Origin of the sequence: Candidatus Vicinibacter proximus (assembly GCA_016713905.1) — a bacterium.
GTDB classification, from domain to species: domain Bacteria; phylum Bacteroidota; class Bacteroidia; order Chitinophagales; family Saprospiraceae; genus Vicinibacter; species Vicinibacter proximus.
This window is the reverse complement of record JADJOE010000003.1, coordinates 1,375,606-1,393,434: the sequence shown is the minus strand read 5'-3', so window position 1 is coordinate 1,393,434 and position 17,829 is coordinate 1,375,606. Positions and strand designations below refer to the sequence as shown.

20 protein-coding genes are annotated in these 17,829 nt (G+C 36.1%); 11 read left to right on the top strand and 9 right to left on the bottom strand.

The window, feature by feature from the left end:
- The first annotated feature begins 6 nt into the window (after nucleotides 1-6).
- Complete coding sequence (gene prmA, locus IPJ83_14140; GenBank protein ID MBK7881686.1) at nucleotides 7-834, top strand: 50S ribosomal protein L11 methyltransferase; 828 nt, start codon at nucleotides 7-9, stop codon at nucleotides 832-834.
- Nucleotides 835-842: 8 nt separating this feature from the next.
- Here prmA and maf read toward each other — a convergent pair whose 3' ends face one another.
- From maf to icd, 6 genes are all read right to left on the bottom strand, one after another.
- The gene (gene maf / locus IPJ83_14135) at nucleotides 843-1,442 is read right to left on the bottom strand and encodes a septum formation protein Maf (GenBank protein ID MBK7881685.1); all 600 of its coding nucleotides are present in this window, start codon (nucleotides 1,440-1,442) and stop codon (nucleotides 843-845) included.
- A complete protein-coding gene (locus IPJ83_14130) occupies nucleotides 1,435-2,328 on the bottom strand; it encodes a UbiA family prenyltransferase (protein MBK7881684.1) in 894 nt (297 codons plus the stop codon). Before IPJ83_14130 ends, maf begins: the two co-directional genes overlap by 8 nt.
- Before the next feature lie 7 nt (nucleotides 2,329-2,335).
- Entirely contained in the window at nucleotides 2,336-2,830 is a 495-nt protein-coding gene (locus IPJ83_14125; protein MBK7881683.1) for an HAD-IIIA family hydrolase, read from the bottom strand.
- 6 nt (nucleotides 2,831-2,836) lie between these two features.
- On the bottom strand, nucleotides 2,837-3,088 hold the full coding sequence (iscX, locus tag IPJ83_14120) for a Fe-S cluster assembly protein IscX (GenBank protein MBK7881682.1): 252 nt from the start codon (nucleotides 3,086-3,088) through the stop codon (nucleotides 2,837-2,839).
- Nucleotides 3,089-3,120: 32 nt separating this feature from the next.
- Nucleotides 3,121-3,462: a 2Fe-2S iron-sulfur cluster binding domain-containing protein gene (locus IPJ83_14115; protein ID MBK7881681.1), complete on the bottom strand. Its 342-nt coding sequence runs from the start codon at nucleotides 3,460-3,462 to the stop codon at nucleotides 3,121-3,123.
- A gap of 97 nt (nucleotides 3,463-3,559) precedes the next feature.
- On the bottom strand, nucleotides 3,560-4,777 hold the full coding sequence (gene icd, locus IPJ83_14110) for an NADP-dependent isocitrate dehydrogenase (protein ID MBK7881680.1): 1,218 nt from the start codon (nucleotides 4,775-4,777) through the stop codon (nucleotides 3,560-3,562).
- Nucleotides 4,778-5,053: 276 nt separating this feature from the next.
- On the opposite strand from icd, the gene ruvB reads away from it, so the two are divergent.
- Nucleotides 5,054-6,079, top strand: a complete 1,026-nt coding sequence (ruvB, locus tag IPJ83_14105; GenBank protein ID MBK7881679.1) for a Holliday junction branch migration DNA helicase RuvB — start codon at nucleotides 5,054-5,056, stop codon at nucleotides 6,077-6,079.
- Nucleotides 6,080-6,254: 175 nt separating this feature from the next.
- On the opposite strand, the gene IPJ83_14100 is transcribed toward ruvB, so the two are convergent.
- From IPJ83_14100 to IPJ83_14090, 3 genes are read right to left on the bottom strand one after another with little or no spacing between them, the layout of a single operon-like run.
- Nucleotides 6,255-6,581 carry an iron-sulfur cluster assembly accessory protein gene (locus IPJ83_14100; GenBank protein ID MBK7881678.1) on the bottom strand — a complete coding sequence of 109 codons (327 nt, stop codon included), beginning with the start codon at nucleotides 6,579-6,581 and terminating at the stop codon, nucleotides 6,255-6,257.
- Nucleotides 6,582-6,597: 16 nt separating this feature from the next.
- The gene (iscU, locus tag IPJ83_14095) at nucleotides 6,598-6,987 is read right to left on the bottom strand and encodes a Fe-S cluster assembly scaffold IscU (protein MBK7881677.1); all 390 of its coding nucleotides are present in this window, start codon (nucleotides 6,985-6,987) and stop codon (nucleotides 6,598-6,600) included.
- 43 nt (nucleotides 6,988-7,030) lie between these two features.
- On the bottom strand, nucleotides 7,031-8,251 hold the full coding sequence (locus IPJ83_14090; GenBank protein MBK7881676.1) for an IscS subfamily cysteine desulfurase: 1,221 nt from the start codon (nucleotides 8,249-8,251) through the stop codon (nucleotides 7,031-7,033).
- A 235-nt stretch (nucleotides 8,252-8,486) separates the two neighbouring features.
- Here IPJ83_14090 and IPJ83_14085 point away from each other — a divergent pair, with 235 nt between their 5' ends.
- From IPJ83_14085 to smpB, 9 genes are all read left to right on the top strand, one after another.
- A complete protein-coding gene (locus IPJ83_14085; GenBank protein MBK7881675.1) occupies nucleotides 8,487-9,479 on the top strand; it encodes a methylmalonyl Co-A mutase-associated GTPase MeaB in 993 nt (330 codons plus the stop codon).
- Nucleotides 9,480-9,489: 10 nt separating this feature from the next.
- Nucleotides 9,490-11,199, top strand: a complete 1,710-nt coding sequence (locus tag IPJ83_14080) for a M23 family metallopeptidase (GenBank protein ID MBK7881674.1) — start codon at nucleotides 9,490-9,492, stop codon at nucleotides 11,197-11,199.
- Nucleotides 11,200-11,212: 13 nt separating this feature from the next.
- Nucleotides 11,213-11,695 carry a thioredoxin-dependent thiol peroxidase gene (gene bcp, locus IPJ83_14075; protein MBK7881673.1) on the top strand — a complete coding sequence of 161 codons (483 nt, stop codon included), beginning with the start codon at nucleotides 11,213-11,215 and terminating at the stop codon, nucleotides 11,693-11,695.
- 8 nt (nucleotides 11,696-11,703) lie between these two features.
- Complete coding sequence (locus IPJ83_14070; GenBank protein ID MBK7881672.1) at nucleotides 11,704-11,964, top strand: acylphosphatase; 261 nt, start codon at nucleotides 11,704-11,706, stop codon at nucleotides 11,962-11,964.
- Nucleotides 11,965-12,034: 70 nt separating this feature from the next.
- On the top strand, nucleotides 12,035-13,213 hold the full coding sequence (locus tag IPJ83_14065; GenBank protein MBK7881671.1) for an NADP-dependent malic enzyme: 1,179 nt from the start codon (nucleotides 12,035-12,037) through the stop codon (nucleotides 13,211-13,213).
- A 44-nt stretch (nucleotides 13,214-13,257) separates the two neighbouring features.
- Entirely contained in the window at nucleotides 13,258-14,688 is a 1,431-nt protein-coding gene (locus IPJ83_14060; protein ID MBK7881670.1) for an aldehyde dehydrogenase family protein, read from the top strand.
- Nucleotides 14,689-14,780: 92 nt separating this feature from the next.
- Nucleotides 14,781-16,883 carry a DPP IV N-terminal domain-containing protein gene (locus IPJ83_14055; protein ID MBK7881669.1) on the top strand — a complete coding sequence of 701 codons (2,103 nt, stop codon included), beginning with the start codon at nucleotides 14,781-14,783 and terminating at the stop codon, nucleotides 16,881-16,883.
- Complete coding sequence (locus IPJ83_14050; protein MBK7881668.1) at nucleotides 16,870-17,364, top strand: hypothetical protein; 495 nt, start codon at nucleotides 16,870-16,872, stop codon at nucleotides 17,362-17,364. The genes IPJ83_14055 and IPJ83_14050 overlap by 14 nt, the downstream gene beginning before the upstream one ends.
- Nucleotides 17,361-17,810 carry an SsrA-binding protein SmpB gene (smpB, locus tag IPJ83_14045; protein ID MBK7881667.1) on the top strand — a complete coding sequence of 150 codons (450 nt, stop codon included), beginning with the start codon at nucleotides 17,361-17,363 and terminating at the stop codon, nucleotides 17,808-17,810. Before IPJ83_14050 ends, smpB begins: the two co-directional genes overlap by 4 nt.
- Nucleotides 17,811-17,829 lie beyond the last annotated feature (19 nt).

Below are 17,829 nucleotides of genomic sequence, written 5' to 3'. Positions count from 1 at the left end.
CTGTGGATGGATAAATATTTGGGTTTTATAGTGCATGTACCGGCCGAAAATCAGGAATTACTAATTGCAGATCTTTATGACCTCGGATTTGAAGCATTTATTGAGGAGGAGCATCAGATTCAGGCATTTATTGCATGTAAAGATTGGGACGAAGAGAAAGCATTGCTGATTTCAAATTATTTATCAGAATCTAAAATTAAATATCAAATTATAGAACATGATCCTCAGGATTGGAACTTAGTCTGGGAGTCTAATTTTAAGGATATTCTAATTCAAGAAAAACTTCATATCCGTGCTAGTTTTCATCCAGCTGACAAGAACGCTGAAGTAGAACTATTGATTGCTCCTAAGATGGCATTTGGAACTGGACATCATTCTACAACTTTTATGATTTTAAATTGGATGACCGGTCAAAATTTTCATGGTAAGTCTGTTTTGGACTTTGGTTGTGGCACCGGAATATTGGGAATTTATGCAAAGAAAAAGGGATGTGACCATCTTGTTATGGTAGATATTGAAGAACAGGCCATTGAAAATTCCAAAGAGAATGCAGGCTTGAATCATGTTAATGTGGACAAAATTCTTTTGGGTTCTACAGAACAAATTGAAGGAATGAAATTTGACTTAATTCTAGCCAATATAACAAGAAATATTTTACAAGAAACCTTACCGGCTCTTGCTTCTTTGTTGAATTCAGAAGGGTTGATGATCGTATCTGGATTTCTCATGGAGGACAAAGAATTTATGGAAAACCTCCTTAACTTTAATGGATTGTCACCCATGGAGACATTTAAAGACAAGGATTGGTTAGCCATTTTGGCTTGCAGAAACTGACCTTGAGTTTAAGTATTTATGGCTTGATCAAAATTACGCAAGGCTTCATACACCAAATCAGTGGGCAATCCCATAATGTTTGCATAGGAGCCCTCGATATCAGAAATTTTACAAAGTCCAATCCATTCTTGAACAGCATATGATCCCGCTTTATCATAAGGTTTGTATTTATTTATGTACCAGCGTACTTCGGAATCATTTAGTTCACGAAAACTAACCATTGATTTTCCGGTAAAAATTAACTCTTGCTTTTGATCTCTCAAACAAACACCTGTGTACACAATATGGGTTTTTCCCGATAAATGTGCCAACATCCGGTAGGCATCATTGAAATCTAAAGGTTTGTTAAATATTTTATCCCCCAGAACAACAACCGAATCAGCCGTCAACAATATTTCATTTTCCTGGATAAAGTTTTGCGCCGCATTTGCCTTCTTCTCTGCTATATAAGAAGCAACGGATTCTAAAGCCATGTCATTTGGAAATGTTTCGTCAATGTCAATAGGTCTTACATCAAACCAAAATCCCGCTTCTTCTAAAAGTTGTTTTCGCCTTGGAGAAGATGAAGCAAGTATTAATTTTCTCCTGTTGATATAATTATTACACATGGTAGTTTGTTAAAAAATAAATTAACCCAAGAATCATATATAATTTAGAACTTAAACTTAAAATCTTATAATTCCAACCTAAGCTGGTGTAAGGCATAATAAACAAAATTAATGCTGGAATTGAAATTAGAATAATACCAGGAATAGTTATCTGAATAATTAAAATGGTTAAAAGGAAATGAGTTAAAAGTATGATCCCGGAAATAATTCGGGTCTTTGCTTCACCAAAATAAATAGCGGTTGTTTGACAACCTTGTATTTTGTCTCCTGCTAAATCTTCTAGATCTTTGACAACTTCCCGATAGAAATTTATACTGAAAGTAAATAAACACATCAGAAGAATACTTTTGTTTTCTTGCAGATAAGTTAGAAATGGTTTGGTGGAATTTAAATTAAATTCATTTCTGAAGGCATACGGAATAATTAAGATTACACCTGAAGTAAAAATAGATACAAACAAGTTGCCAGCCAAAGGAGTGCATTTTAGTTTATACGAATACACCCAAAGTAAGAAAACGATTGTTGGATAAATAAAATATTCTACTAAGGAATTAAGACGAATGGAAAGCACCAATGCAATAATATTACCTGTCAGAACAGTTAGTATATAAAATACTTGAGCAGATTTAAAAGAAATTTTATTTCCAATGATTTTAGTATCTGTCTTGTTATAGTGGTCGGATACTTCATCAAACAAATCATTAATGATAAAACCACCAGCTGCAAGAAGAACAGTACAGAAAATGAGTAAAATGAAATTTGTATTTGAATCTTGTTCAATACTAATGCCAGGGGTTAGTTTATTTAAATAAAAGAAAACTAAAATTTGTGTAATGCTGATAATAGACAGGTTTTTCCAACGACAGAGATTTAACCAGGCGCCCATTTATTATTTACCATAAATGTTTTGCCTCAAGGATTTTTTCTACTAAATCCCTCACGCATCCTTCTCCTCCTTTTATTGGCGAGATGTATTGAGCAATGTTAATAACCTCTGCAACGGAATCATTAGGACATGCTCCTAAACCTGCAATCCTCATGCAGTCAATATCCGGAATATCATCACCCATGTAGGCGCATTCTGAAGTTGTGATATTCCAATCCTCAAGGAGTTTTAACATTACTGGAAGCTTTTCATCTATGCCTAAATGGACATCGGTTATACCTAAAACTTCCATTCTTTTTTTTGTGCCAATTGATTTGCCGCCGGAAATAATACCTATTTTAAGGCCGACTTGTATCGCTCTTTTTAAAGAATATCCATCTCTAACATTCATTGTGCGCAAAAAATGCCCTTCCTCTGTTACCAAGATTTTGTTATCTGTGAACACACCATCAATATCAAGTATGATGGCTTTGATGTTTGTTAAAGTTGCTAGATAATCCATAATCCTTTAGGGCTTTTGATTGTCTCGCCATTCATATACCCATTTCGCTTGAATTTGCTCTAAATGTGCTTCAGAACAATCTTCTCTTTTTCCTGCAAAATTTGGGATTTCAAGAACCCACTCAATCAACTCTGTAAATCTTACTCTGTAAATTTTACTTTCATTGTATTCTATGCCAAAACGATCATAAAGAGCCATTGCTATATCCTCATGGTCTGGCCAATAGATTGGCATATTTTCAATATCTTTAAAAGACATACTTGATTTATTGAACTTGAATATTTGAATTCTTAATGTTCATGGCCAATGATCCTTTTCTGATCCGGGATTTCAACTTCAACAATGGCCTGTTCATCTAAAATGATACATTGACATGCTAACCTTGATTCCAACCTTGGATTAATCGCACGGTCAATAAAATCTTCTTCTTTATCAGAGATTTCTTCCAGGAATTGTTCACCTTTTTGAACGTAAATATGACAGGTAGAACAAGCACATACACCACCACAATTGTGATTTAAATGGATATCATGATCTTCTGTCAGTTCCAGAATGGACTGGTCCAAAGCATTTACCTCCACAACCTTGGTGGCCAGGCTCTTGTCTTCAAAATTAAAAATTATTTTTGCCATAAGCTTAGCGACAGCTTATAAACGCTTATTTACTGTCGAGGTTCATTCCTTCTTGTATTTCGTAAAAGTAATTATCTAATATTACTCTTAAACAAAATTACATGTTCGCAATTATTTCATCTCCAAACTCAGAGCATTTCAAAAGTGTTGCTCCTTCCATCAATCGATGAAAATCATAAGTGACACGTTTGTTGGCAATAGCCTTCTCTAATCCTTTTACGATCAGCTTTGCAGCTTCGTTCCAAGCCAAATGCTCAAACATCATCACACCGGACAATATTACTGAACTAGGATTTACTTTATCTAATCCGGCATATTTAGGCGCAGTCCCGTGCGTTGCCTCAAAAATAGAATGCCCGGTGATGTAATTAATATTTGCTCCGGGTGCAATGCCAATACCTCCTACTTGAGCAGCCAAAGCATCTGAAATATAATCACCATTCAAATTGAGCGTCGCGATTACATCATATTCCTCAGGACGTAATAATATTTGTTGCAGAAATGCATCTGCAATTACATCTTTTACAATAATTCCATTTGGAAGTTTCATCCAAGGACCTCCATCAATTAATTCACCACCAAACTCTCTTCCAATAAGTTCATATGCCCAATCCATAAAGCTACCCTCGGTAAACTTCATGATGTTTCCTTTGTGAACAATGGTTAAACTTTTTTGATTTTGATCGATGGTATGTTTAATTGCTGCGCGTACCAATCTTTCTGTGCCTTCTTTGGAAACAGGTTTTATGCCAAACCCTGAAGTTTCAGGAAATCTGACCTTTTTATACTTATCTGGAAAATTTGCGGCAAGTAATTCCTTAAATTTTATTGCATCCTCAGTGCCAAATTGAAATTCAATTCCTGCATAAATGTCTTCTGTATTCTCCCTGAATATAGTCATATCGACTTTGCCTGGTTCTTTTACAGGGGAGGGGACACCTTCAAACCAACGCACCGGACGAATACACGCATATAAATCCAATTGCTGTCTTAAAGCAACATTTAAGGATCGGATTCCACCCCCAACAGGCGTAGTAAGTGGCCCTTTTATGGCCACAAGATATTCTTTGATGACATCCAGGGTTTCCTGAGGAAGCCAGCTATTGGTCATTTTAAAAGCTTTCTCCCCGGCAAGAACTTCCCTCCATTCAACCTTTCTGGAACCCTGATATGCCTTTTGAACTGCCGCATCAAAAACGCGAACCGATGCAGCCCAAATATCAGGACCTGTTCCGTCTCCTTCAATAAATGGGATCACAGGATTGTTGGGAACATTTAGTATATTGTTTTGACAAGTTATTTTTTGACCATCCATATATGAGTTATTTTTAATATTAAAATAATTGATTTATGCGCCGCAAAAATACATATAATGATATTCCTGAACAAATAAATAGACTCTTGTTTTTATATTGTTTTACAGATATATATATATATATATATATTATTATTATGTAATATATACTTAATTATTGGAATAGTTCGCGGAAGGCAGTTTCTTTAAAAAAAATCCGATCTATCATGCCTCCTTTACACCAATAGAAGTTTCTTCAAGTTGTCTACCTAGTAATATATTACCTTTGTTTATAATATGCGAAATCCTGTTCTCGATTCAGACCCAAATCAACTTCAACCGGAAGAAAAGAAAATTGAAAAGGCCCTTCGGCCTAAGGGCTTAGGAGAATTTTCTGGACAACCAAAGGTAGTTGAAAACCTTAAAGTGTTTATTCAAGCTGCAAAGCAAAGGAAGGAAGCACTTGATCATGTTCTGTTACATGGGCCACCTGGTTTAGGAAAAACTACTCTTTCTTATATCATTGCCAATGAACTGGAATCTTCACTGAAAATGACATCTGGTCCGGTTTTGGAAAAGCCTGGAGATCTGGCAGGACTGTTGACTAATTTGCAAGAAGGGGATGTCTTGTTCATAGATGAAATTCATAGACTAAATACGGTAGTCGAAGAATATCTGTATTCTGCTATGGAAGATTATAAGATTGACATTATGATTGACTCCGGACCCAGTGCACGATCTGTCCAATTAAGCCTTCAGCCTTTTACTTTGGTAGGGGCAACAACACGGCTTGGATTGCTCACTGCGCCATTGCGATCCCGATTCAGTATTAATTGTCATCTGGATTATTACGACAATAAAACACTGCTAAGTATTCTCAAAAGATCTGCCGGAATTTTAGGAATGCAGGTTACAGAAGAAGGATTGCATGAAATTTCAGGCAGAAGTCGTGGTACACCAAGAATTGCAAATGCCTTATTACGAAGACTCAGAGATTTTGCACAAATAAAAGGCGATGGAGAGCTTAACTTGGAGATTGCCCGTTATGGTCTAGAAGCTTTGAACGTGGATTCCCATGGACTCGATGATATGGACAATAGAATTCTAAGTTCAATTATCGAAAAATTTAATGGTGGCCCTGTGGGATTAACAACTATCGCAACTGCAGTAGGGGAAGAAGCTGGAACAATCGAAGAAGTACACGAACCTTTTTTAATTATGGAAGGCTTTTTACAAAGAACACCGAGGGGAAGAGTTGCTACTCAAAAGGCATATACTCATTTAAGAATTCCTTACACCCAACAACCGGGGAGCTTATTTTAATAGTGATTGACTATTAATTTGGATGCGTTCAAATTTACTTTACCAAGCATTCACTGATGGTATTATGCAAACTAGTTTTCTAAAATACAAACAGTTTAATTGAGTGCTCTGAATTTTTTGCAATCAATTTATTTATATCATATTGTAGGTAGAATAATTTTGTTCAGATTTGAAATTAAACTGAAAAACTTTCGCCACAACCACAAGTTCTCGCAGCATTAGGATTGGTAAAGTGGAAACCTTTTCCGTCCAATCCACCTGAGAATTCAAGAGTGGAGTCAAACAAATAAAGAAAACTTTTTAAGTCAGTAACCACCTTCACACCCTTGTCTTCAAAAATTTGATCGTTATGAAGTATTTCATTGTCAAATTCCATATTGTAACTAAGACCACTGCAGCCTCCACTGGTTACGGATACTCTTATGAAATGATCTGCACCAAGATTTTCAGTTTTTCTAAGTTCTGTTATTTTCTCCAGCGCAGAATCAGCGACATAAATCATGGTGTTTCGTTTAAAATTAAACTAATCCATTTTTACTTTGATAATCCTTAATTGCACTTTTAATTGCATCCTCAGCTAATACCGAACAATGGATTTTTACAGGCGGTAATGCAAGCTCTTCGACAATATCCATATTGTCAATTCTCAAAGCTTCTTCAAGGTTTTTTCCTTTTAACCATTCTGTTGCAAGAGATGAAGATGCTATTGCAGATCCACATCCAAAAGTTTTGAATTTGGCATCTTCAATAGTTTGTGTTTCAGGATTTACTTTTATTTGTAATCTCATGACATCCCCGCATTCAGGAGCACCAACCAAACCCGTACCAACAGTTTGGTCATTTTTATCCAATGTGCCTACATTTTTTGGATGTTTAAAGTGATCTAAAACTTTTTCAGAATAAGCCATATATTGAATTATTATTGGTTGTGAAAATTTATTGAGTAAACAATTAATGCGCTGACCAAACTACGGAGCTTAAATCAACTCCCTCTTTATACATTTCCCATATTGGTGACAAATCCCTCATGTGATTTACCCCATTTCGGATAGCCTCAACAGCAAAGTCAATATCTTCATCAGTGTTAAAACGTCCAAGGCTGAAACGTAAAGATGAATGTGCTAAATCATCTCCCAATCCCAGCGCTACTAGAACGTAACTTGGTTCAAGCGAAGCGGAAGTGCAAGCTGACCCTGAAGAAAGTGCGATGTTCTGGTTGAATGTCATCATCAGTCCTTCTCCTTCAACATGCTTAAATGACATATTCGTCACATGAGGCATTCTATGGGCTGGATTTCCATTTATATAAACTTCTTCCAGACTATTTTTGAGTTCTGATTCTAATCTGTCTCTCAACTTGCTTAATCGTTCCGCGTCTTTTGCCATTTCTGCATGTGCTATTTCGGCAGCTTTACCAAAACCTACAATACCAGGAACATTCAATGTTCCACTTCTCATGCCTCTTTCATGTCCTCCGCCATCCATTTGGGCAGTGACTTTGACACGAGGTTCTTTACGGCTTACATAAAGTGCGCCAACTCCTTTTGGGCCATACATTTTGTGGGCAGTAAAGGCCATGAGATGTATTCCATTTTCTCTAGGATTAACCGGGATTTTACCCACTGCCTGAGTTGCATCTGACATCAGCAAAACCCCATTTTTTGCGCAAATGTCTCCAATCTCTTTCATCGGTTGAATAACACCGGTTTCATTATTAGCCCACATGATGGATACCAAAATGGTAGTTGGCTTTATGGCTGCCTCCAATTTTGACAAATCAATTAATCCATCTTCCTGCACATCCAAATAGGTAATTTCTGCACCTTTTTTCTCAAGGGCTTTACACGTGTCCAACACTGCTTTGTGCTCCGTTTTAGCAGTAATGATGTGATTCCCTTTTCTGCTGTACATCTCAAATACGCCCTTGATAGCCAAATTATCGGCTTCTGTTGCACCTGAAGTGAAAATAATTTCCTTCTCATCTGCGCCAATAAGCTCCGCAACCTGCTTTCTGGCTTTATCTACCGCATCTTCGGCTTCCCATCCAAAGGGATGACTACGACTGGCCGCATTCCCATGATGCTCAAAGAAATAGGGCAGCATCGCCTCAACAACTCTTGGATCACACGGTGTGGTAGCATTGTTATCAAGATATACTTTCTTCAATGACATAATATGCATGTTTGGATTGCCTAACAAATAATTTCGATGTAATGTTCAGGATTTTTTTAGATAACTAAAACATTTTTGGAAAAGAATTTTTAACCAAAATTGAATCCGTACAATTTATTGGCATATAAAACTTAATTTTAAGTTCCTTTTTATGCGAAATTACTAAAATATATTTTTAGTAAAACATATAAAGTAATTATAATCAATAATTTATAAATTAAGTAATTGTATAATATTGAATTTTAAAGCAAACGCAGAATCATGGTCTGAGGCCATTATGAAGGGTAACAGGTTAGCATTGGTAAAGGCAATTACCCTAATGGAATCAACCCGCCCTGAGGACAAAAAAATGGCGGGAGAGATTTTAAAATTCATTTCAACACCCAAAGATAAATCTCTACGCATTGGGGTTACCGGAGCACCTGGTGTCGGTAAAAGTACCTTAATAGAAGCTTTAGGAATGGCTGAAATAGAATCCGGAAATAAACCTGCAGTACTAAGTATTGATCCAAGTTCCATGTTGACTAAAGGGAGTATTTTGGGAGATAAGTCAAGGATGGTGGCTCTGTCAGCACATCCCGAAGCATACGTTAGACCTAGTTCTGCAGGTATTTTTCTCGGTGGGTTGGCAAGTCATACTTATGAATCCTTGCTCTTGTGCGAAGCAGCAGGCTTTAACCGCATTTTTATTGAAACGGTAGGTACTGGTCAATCCGAAATTTCTGTTTTTTCCTTATGTGACATCACCTTGTTACTCATACAACCCGGTTCAGGGGATGATTTACAGGCTATAAAAAAAGGGATCATGGAGTGGGCCGATATTTTTGTGGTAACTAAAGATGATGGAGAATTTACGTCAAAGGCTTCTTTGACTTTTAAAGACGTGAAGACCGGCCTGGGCTTTCATAACTCGGAAAACGGGTTTGTTCAAAAAAAAGTAATGAAAGTATCTGTACATAATCAAAATAGCATAGCAGTATTAAAAAATCATATTGAAGAATGTTTTAATATATTAGTTGCTAATAATCAAATGGAGGTACTTCGTGGAAAGCATCTTGCCCAATTTTTTAACCTGGAGTGGCCAAGATTGCTTCAGAATTATCTAATGCAGGATGAGAAAACAATCCATTTTATTGATGAATTGACTTTTAATTTAGAAAATAGTAAACTTGATCTTGAAAATGCCATCCAAAAGCTAATAAGGTTTATTTTTGCACGGCATTTTTAGACAGTAGGGGATGAAAAAGGGTATTTGGGTTTTTATTTGTTTTTGTTTTGCGTTCAGCATAGATGTGGATACTCCAATAGAATGTCCAGACATTAATTTTCGAATTGGGTCCCCTGTCCGTCAAAAAATCTCAATGACAGGTAGTTTTGGTGAAATACGCAACAACCATTTTCACGCCGGCACGGACATTAGATCTAGTCATGGTTCTTCCCCCGATGAATTATTAGCAACCGGTGAAGGTTTTATCAGCAAAATTAAAATCGAATCCGAGAATTACGGAAAATCTCTTTACATACAGCATCCTGGTGGATTTACAACCATGTATGCCCATATTTTGAAATTCAGACCGGATATTGAAGCTCGGATTAAAATGGAGCAATACAAACAGCAACAATTTGAGGTTGAACTTAATTTTACGCCTAATGATTTTGCGGTAAACCAAGGGGACTCGGTTGCTTTTATGGGAAATTCTGGTGCCAGTAGAGGCACTCATTTACATTTCGAACTTAGAGCTACCGGCACCAATGAAGTTCTGGATCCGGTGGACTATGGTTTGCCAGTGGATGATGTTATTGCACCAGTAATCAGACGGATTAAAGTGTATGGTTTCGGTATTGATGGAGATCTGATTTCAGAAAAAATTTATACTAAATCCCGACTTACCTCTAAAGCCATGGTTCCTGGGGATATTCTTGCATTAGGTGTAGATGCTTCCGATCAAAGCAACAATTCCTGGAACACCACAGGCATCAAATCCATAAAATTATTTGTGGACGGAGGCCTTTTTTATCACTTCGCAACAGACAGGTGGTCATTGGATGATGCATTATATGTAAATGCGCATATTGATTATAAAAACAAATCAAAAGCCCTTGGCAATTTTCACAGGTGTTTTAAAATTGCAGGAAACAAACTTGGGCTTTATAAGACCATTCAAAATGATGGACTTTTTTATATGACCGACAGTATTACCCATGATGTTAAATTGGAAGTTTTAGACGCCAAAGGAAACTCTTCAGAATTTAGTTTTAAGGTCCAAAAATCTAATTATAGTTTACCTGTTAAATCAAATACTCTTCCAGATTTAATAAAATATGATCAGCCTTACACATTCAATTTTGGGTCAGCAAGAATTAACTTTTGTGAAGGGGCATTTTATGATAATCTCGAATGCAAGTTTGACAGTATGACAAATTCATCAAAGCTTGCTTATAGTCCCTGGATTGGGATTTTATCCAAGCCAGAGCCGGTGCACAAGTCTTTTGAAGTTAAAATTTATCCTACACGCACCATCCCTGATCATCTAAAATCAAAATGCTACATTGCTGCAAAAAGAGGAAATCAAATCATCAATACTGGTAAAAGTAAATGGGAGGGGGATCAAATGGTGAGCAGCTATCGCCAATTAACTTTTTTCTCAATTATGGTGGATACTGTACCCCCAACAATTACCCCGTTATCGTTTCGCAATGATATGACCAAAAGCAGGTCAATGAGTTTTAAATTATATGACAATCTATCGACTCCAGCAAAAGTCGATAATTTGAAATACAATGCATACATTGATGGCCAATGGGTCCTAATGGAATACGATAAAAAAACTCATTCCATTAGACATGAATTCGAAAGTTGGTTAGGTAAGGGTAAACATGAACTATTGATTTCCGCTTCCGATGAAAGGGGCAACTCGAAAAATTATCATGCTTCATTCATTCGTTAATTTTTTCAAACCTATGGATCTATACCTACCCACTTTTACCATTGAAAAGGGATCGAAAGTTCCTGATTTTAAGTTAAAAAAACAAGATGGGACCTGGATACACCTTAATCAAATCCAAAGTCAATGGGTAGTATTGTTTTTTTATCCACAAGACAATACCCCAACTTGTACAAAGGAAGCATGTAATCTTAAAGAGAATTTTAGCATTCTGAAAGAGAAGGGGGTTTTTATTCTGGGGGTTAGTCCGGATGATGAAAAAAGTCACCAGAAATTTATAAATAAATATGAATTACCTTATGACCTGGTTGTGGATGAACATCATAAATTGGCCTCTTTTCTAGGTATTTGGGGACAAAAAAAATTTATGGGTAAAGTTTATGATGGAATTCATAGGGTAACTTTAATTTTAAATAGCAAGCATGAACTGCACGATTATATTTATCCTGTAAAGGCAGGAGAACACACAAACCAAATCATCCATTCTATATTGTCATGACCAAAGCCATGAGCATAAAAATATATGGAAAAGTACAGGGAGTCAATTTTAGGCGGTATACTAATTCCCTGGCACTAGAATTGGATTTGAAGGGCTGGGTTCAAAATATTACCGATGGTACTGTAGAGGTGCATGTCGAAGGCAATGATGCCGGGCTTAATGTTTTGATTGAAAAGTTAAAGATTGGTCCGGTTCATAGTCATGTGGAAAAATTGGAATTATCTTTGGTAGATAGTATTGGATGTCAAGAATTTATAATAAAAAGATAGCAGATTGATTTCATTCAATTTGATTTGTCAATGTGGCAGTATATTTGATCATTAAACCCAAATTCCATTTATGGATATCTTTCAAAGTGCTTTAGAACTCCATCAGAAATTAAGAGGAAAACTTTCTGTGGAAAATAGATTTGATGTTTGTACCAAAGAAGATCTGTCTCTAGTGTATTCGCCTGGCGTAGCAGCGCCCTGTGAGGCTATACATGCAGATCCTGCTAAAGTATATGACTACACCATAAAAGGAAATACTGTGGCAATCGTTTCAGATGGTTCAGCAGTTTTGGGTTTGGGAAATATTGGGGCACATGCAGCAATTCCTGTCATGGAAGGAAAAGCAATGTTGTTTAAGAGATTTGCTGGCATTAATGGTTTTCCAATTTGTATTCAAACCCAGGACACGGAGGAGATCATATCTATTGTAAAAAATATATCTCCGGTTTTTGGAGGAATCAACCTTGAAGATATTTCTTCCCCCAGATGTTTTGAAGTAGAAAAAAGATTACAGGATATAGGAATACCTGTTTTTCATGATGATCAACATGGCACAGCTATAGTGGTTCTTGCAGCAATTATGAACTACTGTAGACTTACATCCAGAAAAATGGAAGACTTAAGTATAGTAATCAATGGTGCCGGCGCTGCTGGCATTGCCATAAGCAGATACCTCGGCAGGAAAGATCCCCATACACCCAACCAAAAAATTGCGAAAGAAATAATTGTGTGTGATTCGACAGGAGTTTTGGCTCCATCCAGGTCGGATTTGAATGAATTTAAAATTGAATTATTGTCCTATACTAACCCGAGAGCAATTGAAGGAACCGTGCATGACGCCATTAAAGGAGCAGATGTATTTATAGGAGTAAGCAAAGCCGGATTATTGTATCGTGAAGATATCCAAACTATGGCAAAAGATCCATTGATTCTTGCATTGGCCAATCCTGTTCCTGAGATTTTACCGGAAGAAGCATATGCAGGCGGAGCTTTGGTTGTGGGTACAGGAAGATCTGATTTTCCTAATCAGGTGAATAATGTATTGGCTTTTCCTGGTATCTTTTTGGGTGCGATGAGGGCCAGAGCGCCAAGAATTAATTTAGCCATGAAATTTGCTGCAGCAGAGGCCATTGCAAGCGGCATTCAAAATGTCACAAGAGATCAGCTGATTCCACCTGTAATGGATGAATCCATAGCACATCGAGTGGCCGATGCAGTAAGCAATATTTGGATTAACCGTGCACATTAATTTTGCTTAAAAATTAATATTTTCCAACTCTTTTTCTTGAGAGAATGTCAGAGGTACTTTCAAGCGACTCAACCATAAAATTTAGGCTTGACAGTTTTGAAATATTAAAAAAATCTTTTCACGCCAATCAAAATCCATCATTAAAGGAAAGAAAGGATGGTCTTGTAAGATTAAAAAATAATATAATTAATTTTAAGAAGGAGATTCTTTCGGCATTCGAATTGGATTTTAAAAAACCTGCATTTGAGGTGGAGGCCTCCGAAATTCTAGTCTGTATAAGAGAAATAAATTTAACCCTCAAAAACATAAATTACTGGGCCCAGGACAAACCTATGGATACCGATATATTATTGGTAGGTACTCATAATTATATAAAATTTGAACCGAAGGGTGTGGTTTTGATTATTTCACCCTGGAATTACCCACTTCTGTTAGCAGTTTTACCTTTGATTTCTGCATATGCTGCTGGGAATAAAATTGTTCTCAAACCCTCTGAGTTTTCACCCAATGTTTCTCAAGTTATCCAAAAAATTATTGCACTCAGTTTTAAGGCTGAAGAAGTGGTTTGTTTTTTGGGTGGCGCTGACCTCGGAAGTGAGTTGGTGTCAATGCCATTCAATCACATTTTTTTTACGGGATCCAAAAAGGTGGCACGAAAAATTTTGAGTTTAACTGCCCACAATTTGACCCCGGTTACCCTGGAATTAGGAGGGAAAAGTCCGGCAATCGTGGATGTGAATTATGATATGGGATTAGCGGTCGAGAGAATTGCACATGCCAAAATATTAAATGCGGGTCAGACATGTATCGCACCTGATTTTGTATGGATCCACCGAAGTAAAGTGCAAGAATTTGTTGTGCTTTGGCAGCTCAAACTTAAAGAATGGTTCGGGAGCAATATGACAGATCACCCGAATTATTGTGGATTGATTCATGAAAATCATTTTAATAGAATTTTAGCAATCGTTGACGCAAGTATTTCTGAAGGTGCTGAACTTGCAGAAGAAATGGAGATAAATTCTAATTTTTTAAAGATTAAACCGACCTTGTTATTGAATTCTAAGTTAAATCATACCTCCATGCAGGATGAGATTTTTGGCCCACTCCTCCCAATTATTGCTTATGATGATTTGGAGTCAGAAATACATTTACTTCAATCGATGGATCGGCCGCTAAGCTTGTATATATTCAGTAACACTAAATCCCTGGTAAAAAATTTATTAAATAACCTCAGGTCGGGAGGGGTTACATGGAACAATTGTCTGGTGAATTTTTGCGCATCAAATTTACCGTTTGGAGGAGATCATCAAAGTGGAAAGGGCTTTACGCATGGTTATTATGGATTTTTAGAATTTTCCCACCAAAGAGCGATTGCTAAACAAGGAATTTTACCCTCAACACTTAAATTATTTTACCCGCCCTATACAACGCTTAAGAAAAAATTGTTGAATAGACTGATAAAATATTTTTCTTGATTTTTTTTAAATTCATGAACAAACCTATTTTTCTGATTTTGTTTTGTTTAGTTCTCGGGACAAGAATTATAGCACAAAACAAATCTTTAACGTTGAATGAAATTTTTCAAGAAAAAAAATTCAAGGAAGCTGAAATTCAAGGTTTAAAATTTTTGACGGACGGATTTTCTTATGCTCGTTTATGGAATAATAAAATTATCAGATTTAACATTGCAGATGGAGTTCCTTTGGATACAATTTTTAATGGAGATGAAATTTTGGATGCAAGAATTAAAGATAGGGTTTCAGATTGCATATTCTCTGACGATGAACAGAAGATAATATTGATTTGTGCTAAAGAACTAATTTACAGACATTCCTTTAAGTCTGAAGTATGGGTTTACGATTTAAATACAAAGAAAATTTCCAGAGTTAATCCAAAGTCAAAAATCAAATATCCATCATTTAATTCATCAGGAGACAAAGTCGCATTTGTTCTGGAAAACGATATTTATTATCAACACTTATCTACTGGAAATATAATAAGGGTAACGCATGATGGGCGCATTAATCAAATTATTAATGGATCCTCTGATTGGGTTTATGAAGAGGAATTTATGCTTACAAAAGCTTACGAGTGGTCTCCTAAAGGAGATCAAATTCTCTATTTAAAATTTGATGAGTCTAAGGTTGAGGAGTTTTCTACATTATTATACAAAGAAGATCTTTATCCTCGTGTCCAAACGTTTAAATATCCAAAAGTCGGTTGTCGAATTTCTCTGGTAACAGCTTGGAACTATCAGCTAAAAGGAAATAAAACCAATTCGTTAAATTTTAGTCATTTGATAAAGGGCGATTATTATTTACCGCGCATACAATGGTTACCCGACAATCAGAATGTTTGTCTTGCATTTTTGAACCGGGCTCAAAATCAAATTAGCTATTTGATTGGTAATGCTGGGAATGGCTCTTCTCGGTTATTGCTGAATAAGAAAAGCACTAATTATATTCTGCTTGGTGATCCGTTAGTATTTAGTCCGGATTTGCAGTATTTTTTATTCAGGGATAATTGCGATGGTTATCATCATTTATATAAGTATAATTTGGATGGTAAAGTAATAAGTCAATTGACTTCAGGTGTCAACGAAGTGACAAGTGTTTTATACACAAATTTTTTGTCAAGTGAAGTTTATTGTCAAAGATCTGAGAATTTGGGAATTGACAGAAAAATTTATAAAGTTAATTTGAATAATGCGGAATCTGAATGTCTGACCCCTAAGCCTGGATATCATGAAGCATTTATAGATAAGAAGGGTAGATATATATTGGTATCTAATTCCGAATTTAATAAGCCACCTGAATTTTGGGTATTGGATTCTCTTGGGGCTTTTGTTGCAAAGCTGGAAAGAAATGAAAAGTTACTCAACATCATGAAGGAATATAATCTTTCCATGGTAGAGCATCAAGTCATATCCAATAGAAATGGGGACTCACTTAATTCTATTATGATTAAACCATTGGATTTTTCTCCGAATAAAAAGTATCCCGTTTTAATGTATGTTTATGGAGCTCCAGGTAAACAGGAAGTGTTGAATAAGTGGAATTCGTTTAGGTATTATTGGTGGTTTCAATTTCTTGCACAGAATGGATATATTATCTTTTTAGTGGATAATCGGGGCACTCCGGGGCGAGGAGATTTGTTTTTGAAATTGACCCATCGACAACTAGGTAGGTTGGAATTGGAAGATCAGGTTGATGCAGCTTTGTTCTTGAGAACGAAAACCTATGTCGACACTGCCAGAATTGGTATCTTTGGCTGGAGTTATGGTGGGTTTATGTCTTCATTAGGTATTTTTAAATACGGTAATATTTTTCGAGCTGCTGTCGCAGGGGCTCCGGTTAGTAATTGGAGGTGGTATGATTGTGTTTATGCTGAAAGGTATATGGGTTCAGAAGTAGAAAATAAGCAGGCTTATTTGGATTGTTCACTGGTTAATTTAACCTATGGTTTAAAAGGATCTTTTTTATTGATTCATGGATTGGCAGATGACAACGTGCATTTTCAACATTCAGCTGAATTAATGAATTCTTTAATTATAAATAATAAGCAGTTTGATTCAGCTTTGTATCCAAACAGTAAACATTCTATAGCAAATGAAATGTCAGCTTATCATTTGTTTACCAAAATTACACAGTTTATTTATGAGAAAATTTAGTAATTATATTTTATTTATTTCTGTTTTAGGACTTTGTTTAGTTTTTACAACCTGTAAAACATCAAAGACTAAGATTGTAAACAGGCTTGAGCCTAATCCAGCAATTCTACTAGGAGTGTGGCAGCTTAAAGATGCCAGTATTTTTGAAAAGTGGGCACAAATAAGTGTTACTGACTACTTGGGTGTTTCATATGACATGTCTACCGGGATTGCGCAAATAAACAAGAGCATGAGAGTATATAAATCAGATGACAATTGGTTATTTTTTGAAGTAAAGACAAATGAGAATAATTATCGGGCTGTTCAATTTGTCTGGAGCCCTGATCCTTTGTGGCCTTTAAAGTTTATAAATGACAAGAATGATTTTCCAAATGTTGTAAAATATCGGATTACCGAAGATAGTTCTCTAATCGCACAGATCAGTACATTGCAGGGCGAGAAAATAAAAGAATTTATATTCCATAAAGTTGTGATGAAATGAAAAGCCCTGAAATAATAAATAGAAAAGCAACTCACCTATATCAGTTCATTCAGAGTTATGAGGCCGGAATTATGCTTAAAGGGACAGAGGTTAAGTCCATTCGTGATGGACGGGCCAATCTCAGCGATGCATATTGTATTTTTGAATCTGGTGAATTGTGGATTAAAAACCTCCACATTTCTGAATATGATGCGGGAGCGCATAACAATCATGAGCCGAAAAGAAGCAGAAAGCTTTTGTTGAATAAGCTTGAGTTAAGAAAACTGGAAAGGCGAGTTTCCGAAAAAGGCATGGCCATAGTTCCCTACAGAATATATTTTAATGAACGAGGAATTACAAAAGTAGAAATTGCCCTTGCAACAGGTAAGAAGTCTTTTGATAAGAGAGAGTCAATTAAAGAGAAAGACCAAAAAAGAGATATGGACAGGGCTATTAAAAGTTATTGAACCAATATCCAAATGTAAT

Bases quoted from the DNA above. Each gene is read 5' to 3' on its own strand.
- prmA (MBK7881686.1), top strand. From the start codon at position 7: ATGGATAAATATTTGGGTTTTATAGTGCATGTACCGGCCGAAAATCAG.
- maf (MBK7881685.1), bottom strand. From the start codon at position 1,442: ATGTGTAATAATTATATCAACAGGAGAAAATTAATACTTGCTTCATCT.
- IPJ83_14130 (MBK7881684.1), bottom strand. From the start codon at position 2,328: ATGGGCGCCTGGTTAAATCTCTGTCGTTGGAAAAACCTGTCTATTATC.
- IPJ83_14125 (MBK7881683.1), bottom strand. From the start codon at position 2,830: ATGGATTATCTAGCAACTTTAACAAACATCAAAGCCATCATACTTGAT.
- iscX (MBK7881682.1), bottom strand. From the start codon at position 3,088: ATGTCTTTTAAAGATATTGAAAATATGCCAATCTATTGGCCAGACCAT.
- IPJ83_14115 (MBK7881681.1), bottom strand. From the start codon at position 3,462: ATGGCAAAAATAATTTTTAATTTTGAAGACAAGAGCCTGGCCACCAAG.
- icd (MBK7881680.1), bottom strand. From the start codon at position 4,777: ATGGATGGTCAAAAAATAACTTGTCAAAACAATATACTAAATGTTCCC.
- ruvB (MBK7881679.1), top strand. From the start codon at position 5,054: ATGCGAAATCCTGTTCTCGATTCAGACCCAAATCAACTTCAACCGGAA.
- IPJ83_14100 (MBK7881678.1), bottom strand. From the start codon at position 6,581: ATGATTTATGTCGCTGATTCTGCGCTGGAGAAAATAACAGAACTTAGA.
- iscU (MBK7881677.1), bottom strand. From the start codon at position 6,987: ATGGCTTATTCTGAAAAAGTTTTAGATCACTTTAAACATCCAAAAAAT.
- IPJ83_14090 (MBK7881676.1), bottom strand. From the start codon at position 8,251: ATGTCATTGAAGAAAGTATATCTTGATAACAATGCTACCACACCGTGT.
- IPJ83_14080 (MBK7881674.1), top strand. From the start codon at position 9,490: ATGAAAAAGGGTATTTGGGTTTTTATTTGTTTTTGTTTTGCGTTCAGC.
- bcp (MBK7881673.1), top strand. From the start codon at position 11,213: ATGGATCTATACCTACCCACTTTTACCATTGAAAAGGGATCGAAAGTT.
- IPJ83_14070 (MBK7881672.1), top strand. From the start codon at position 11,704: ATGAGCATAAAAATATATGGAAAAGTACAGGGAGTCAATTTTAGGCGG.
- IPJ83_14065 (MBK7881671.1), top strand. From the start codon at position 12,035: ATGGATATCTTTCAAAGTGCTTTAGAACTCCATCAGAAATTAAGAGGA.
- IPJ83_14060 (MBK7881670.1), top strand. From the start codon at position 13,258: ATGTCAGAGGTACTTTCAAGCGACTCAACCATAAAATTTAGGCTTGAC.
- IPJ83_14050 (MBK7881668.1), top strand. From the start codon at position 16,870: ATGAGAAAATTTAGTAATTATATTTTATTTATTTCTGTTTTAGGACTT.
- smpB (MBK7881667.1), top strand. From the start codon at position 17,361: ATGAAAAGCCCTGAAATAATAAATAGAAAAGCAACTCACCTATATCAG.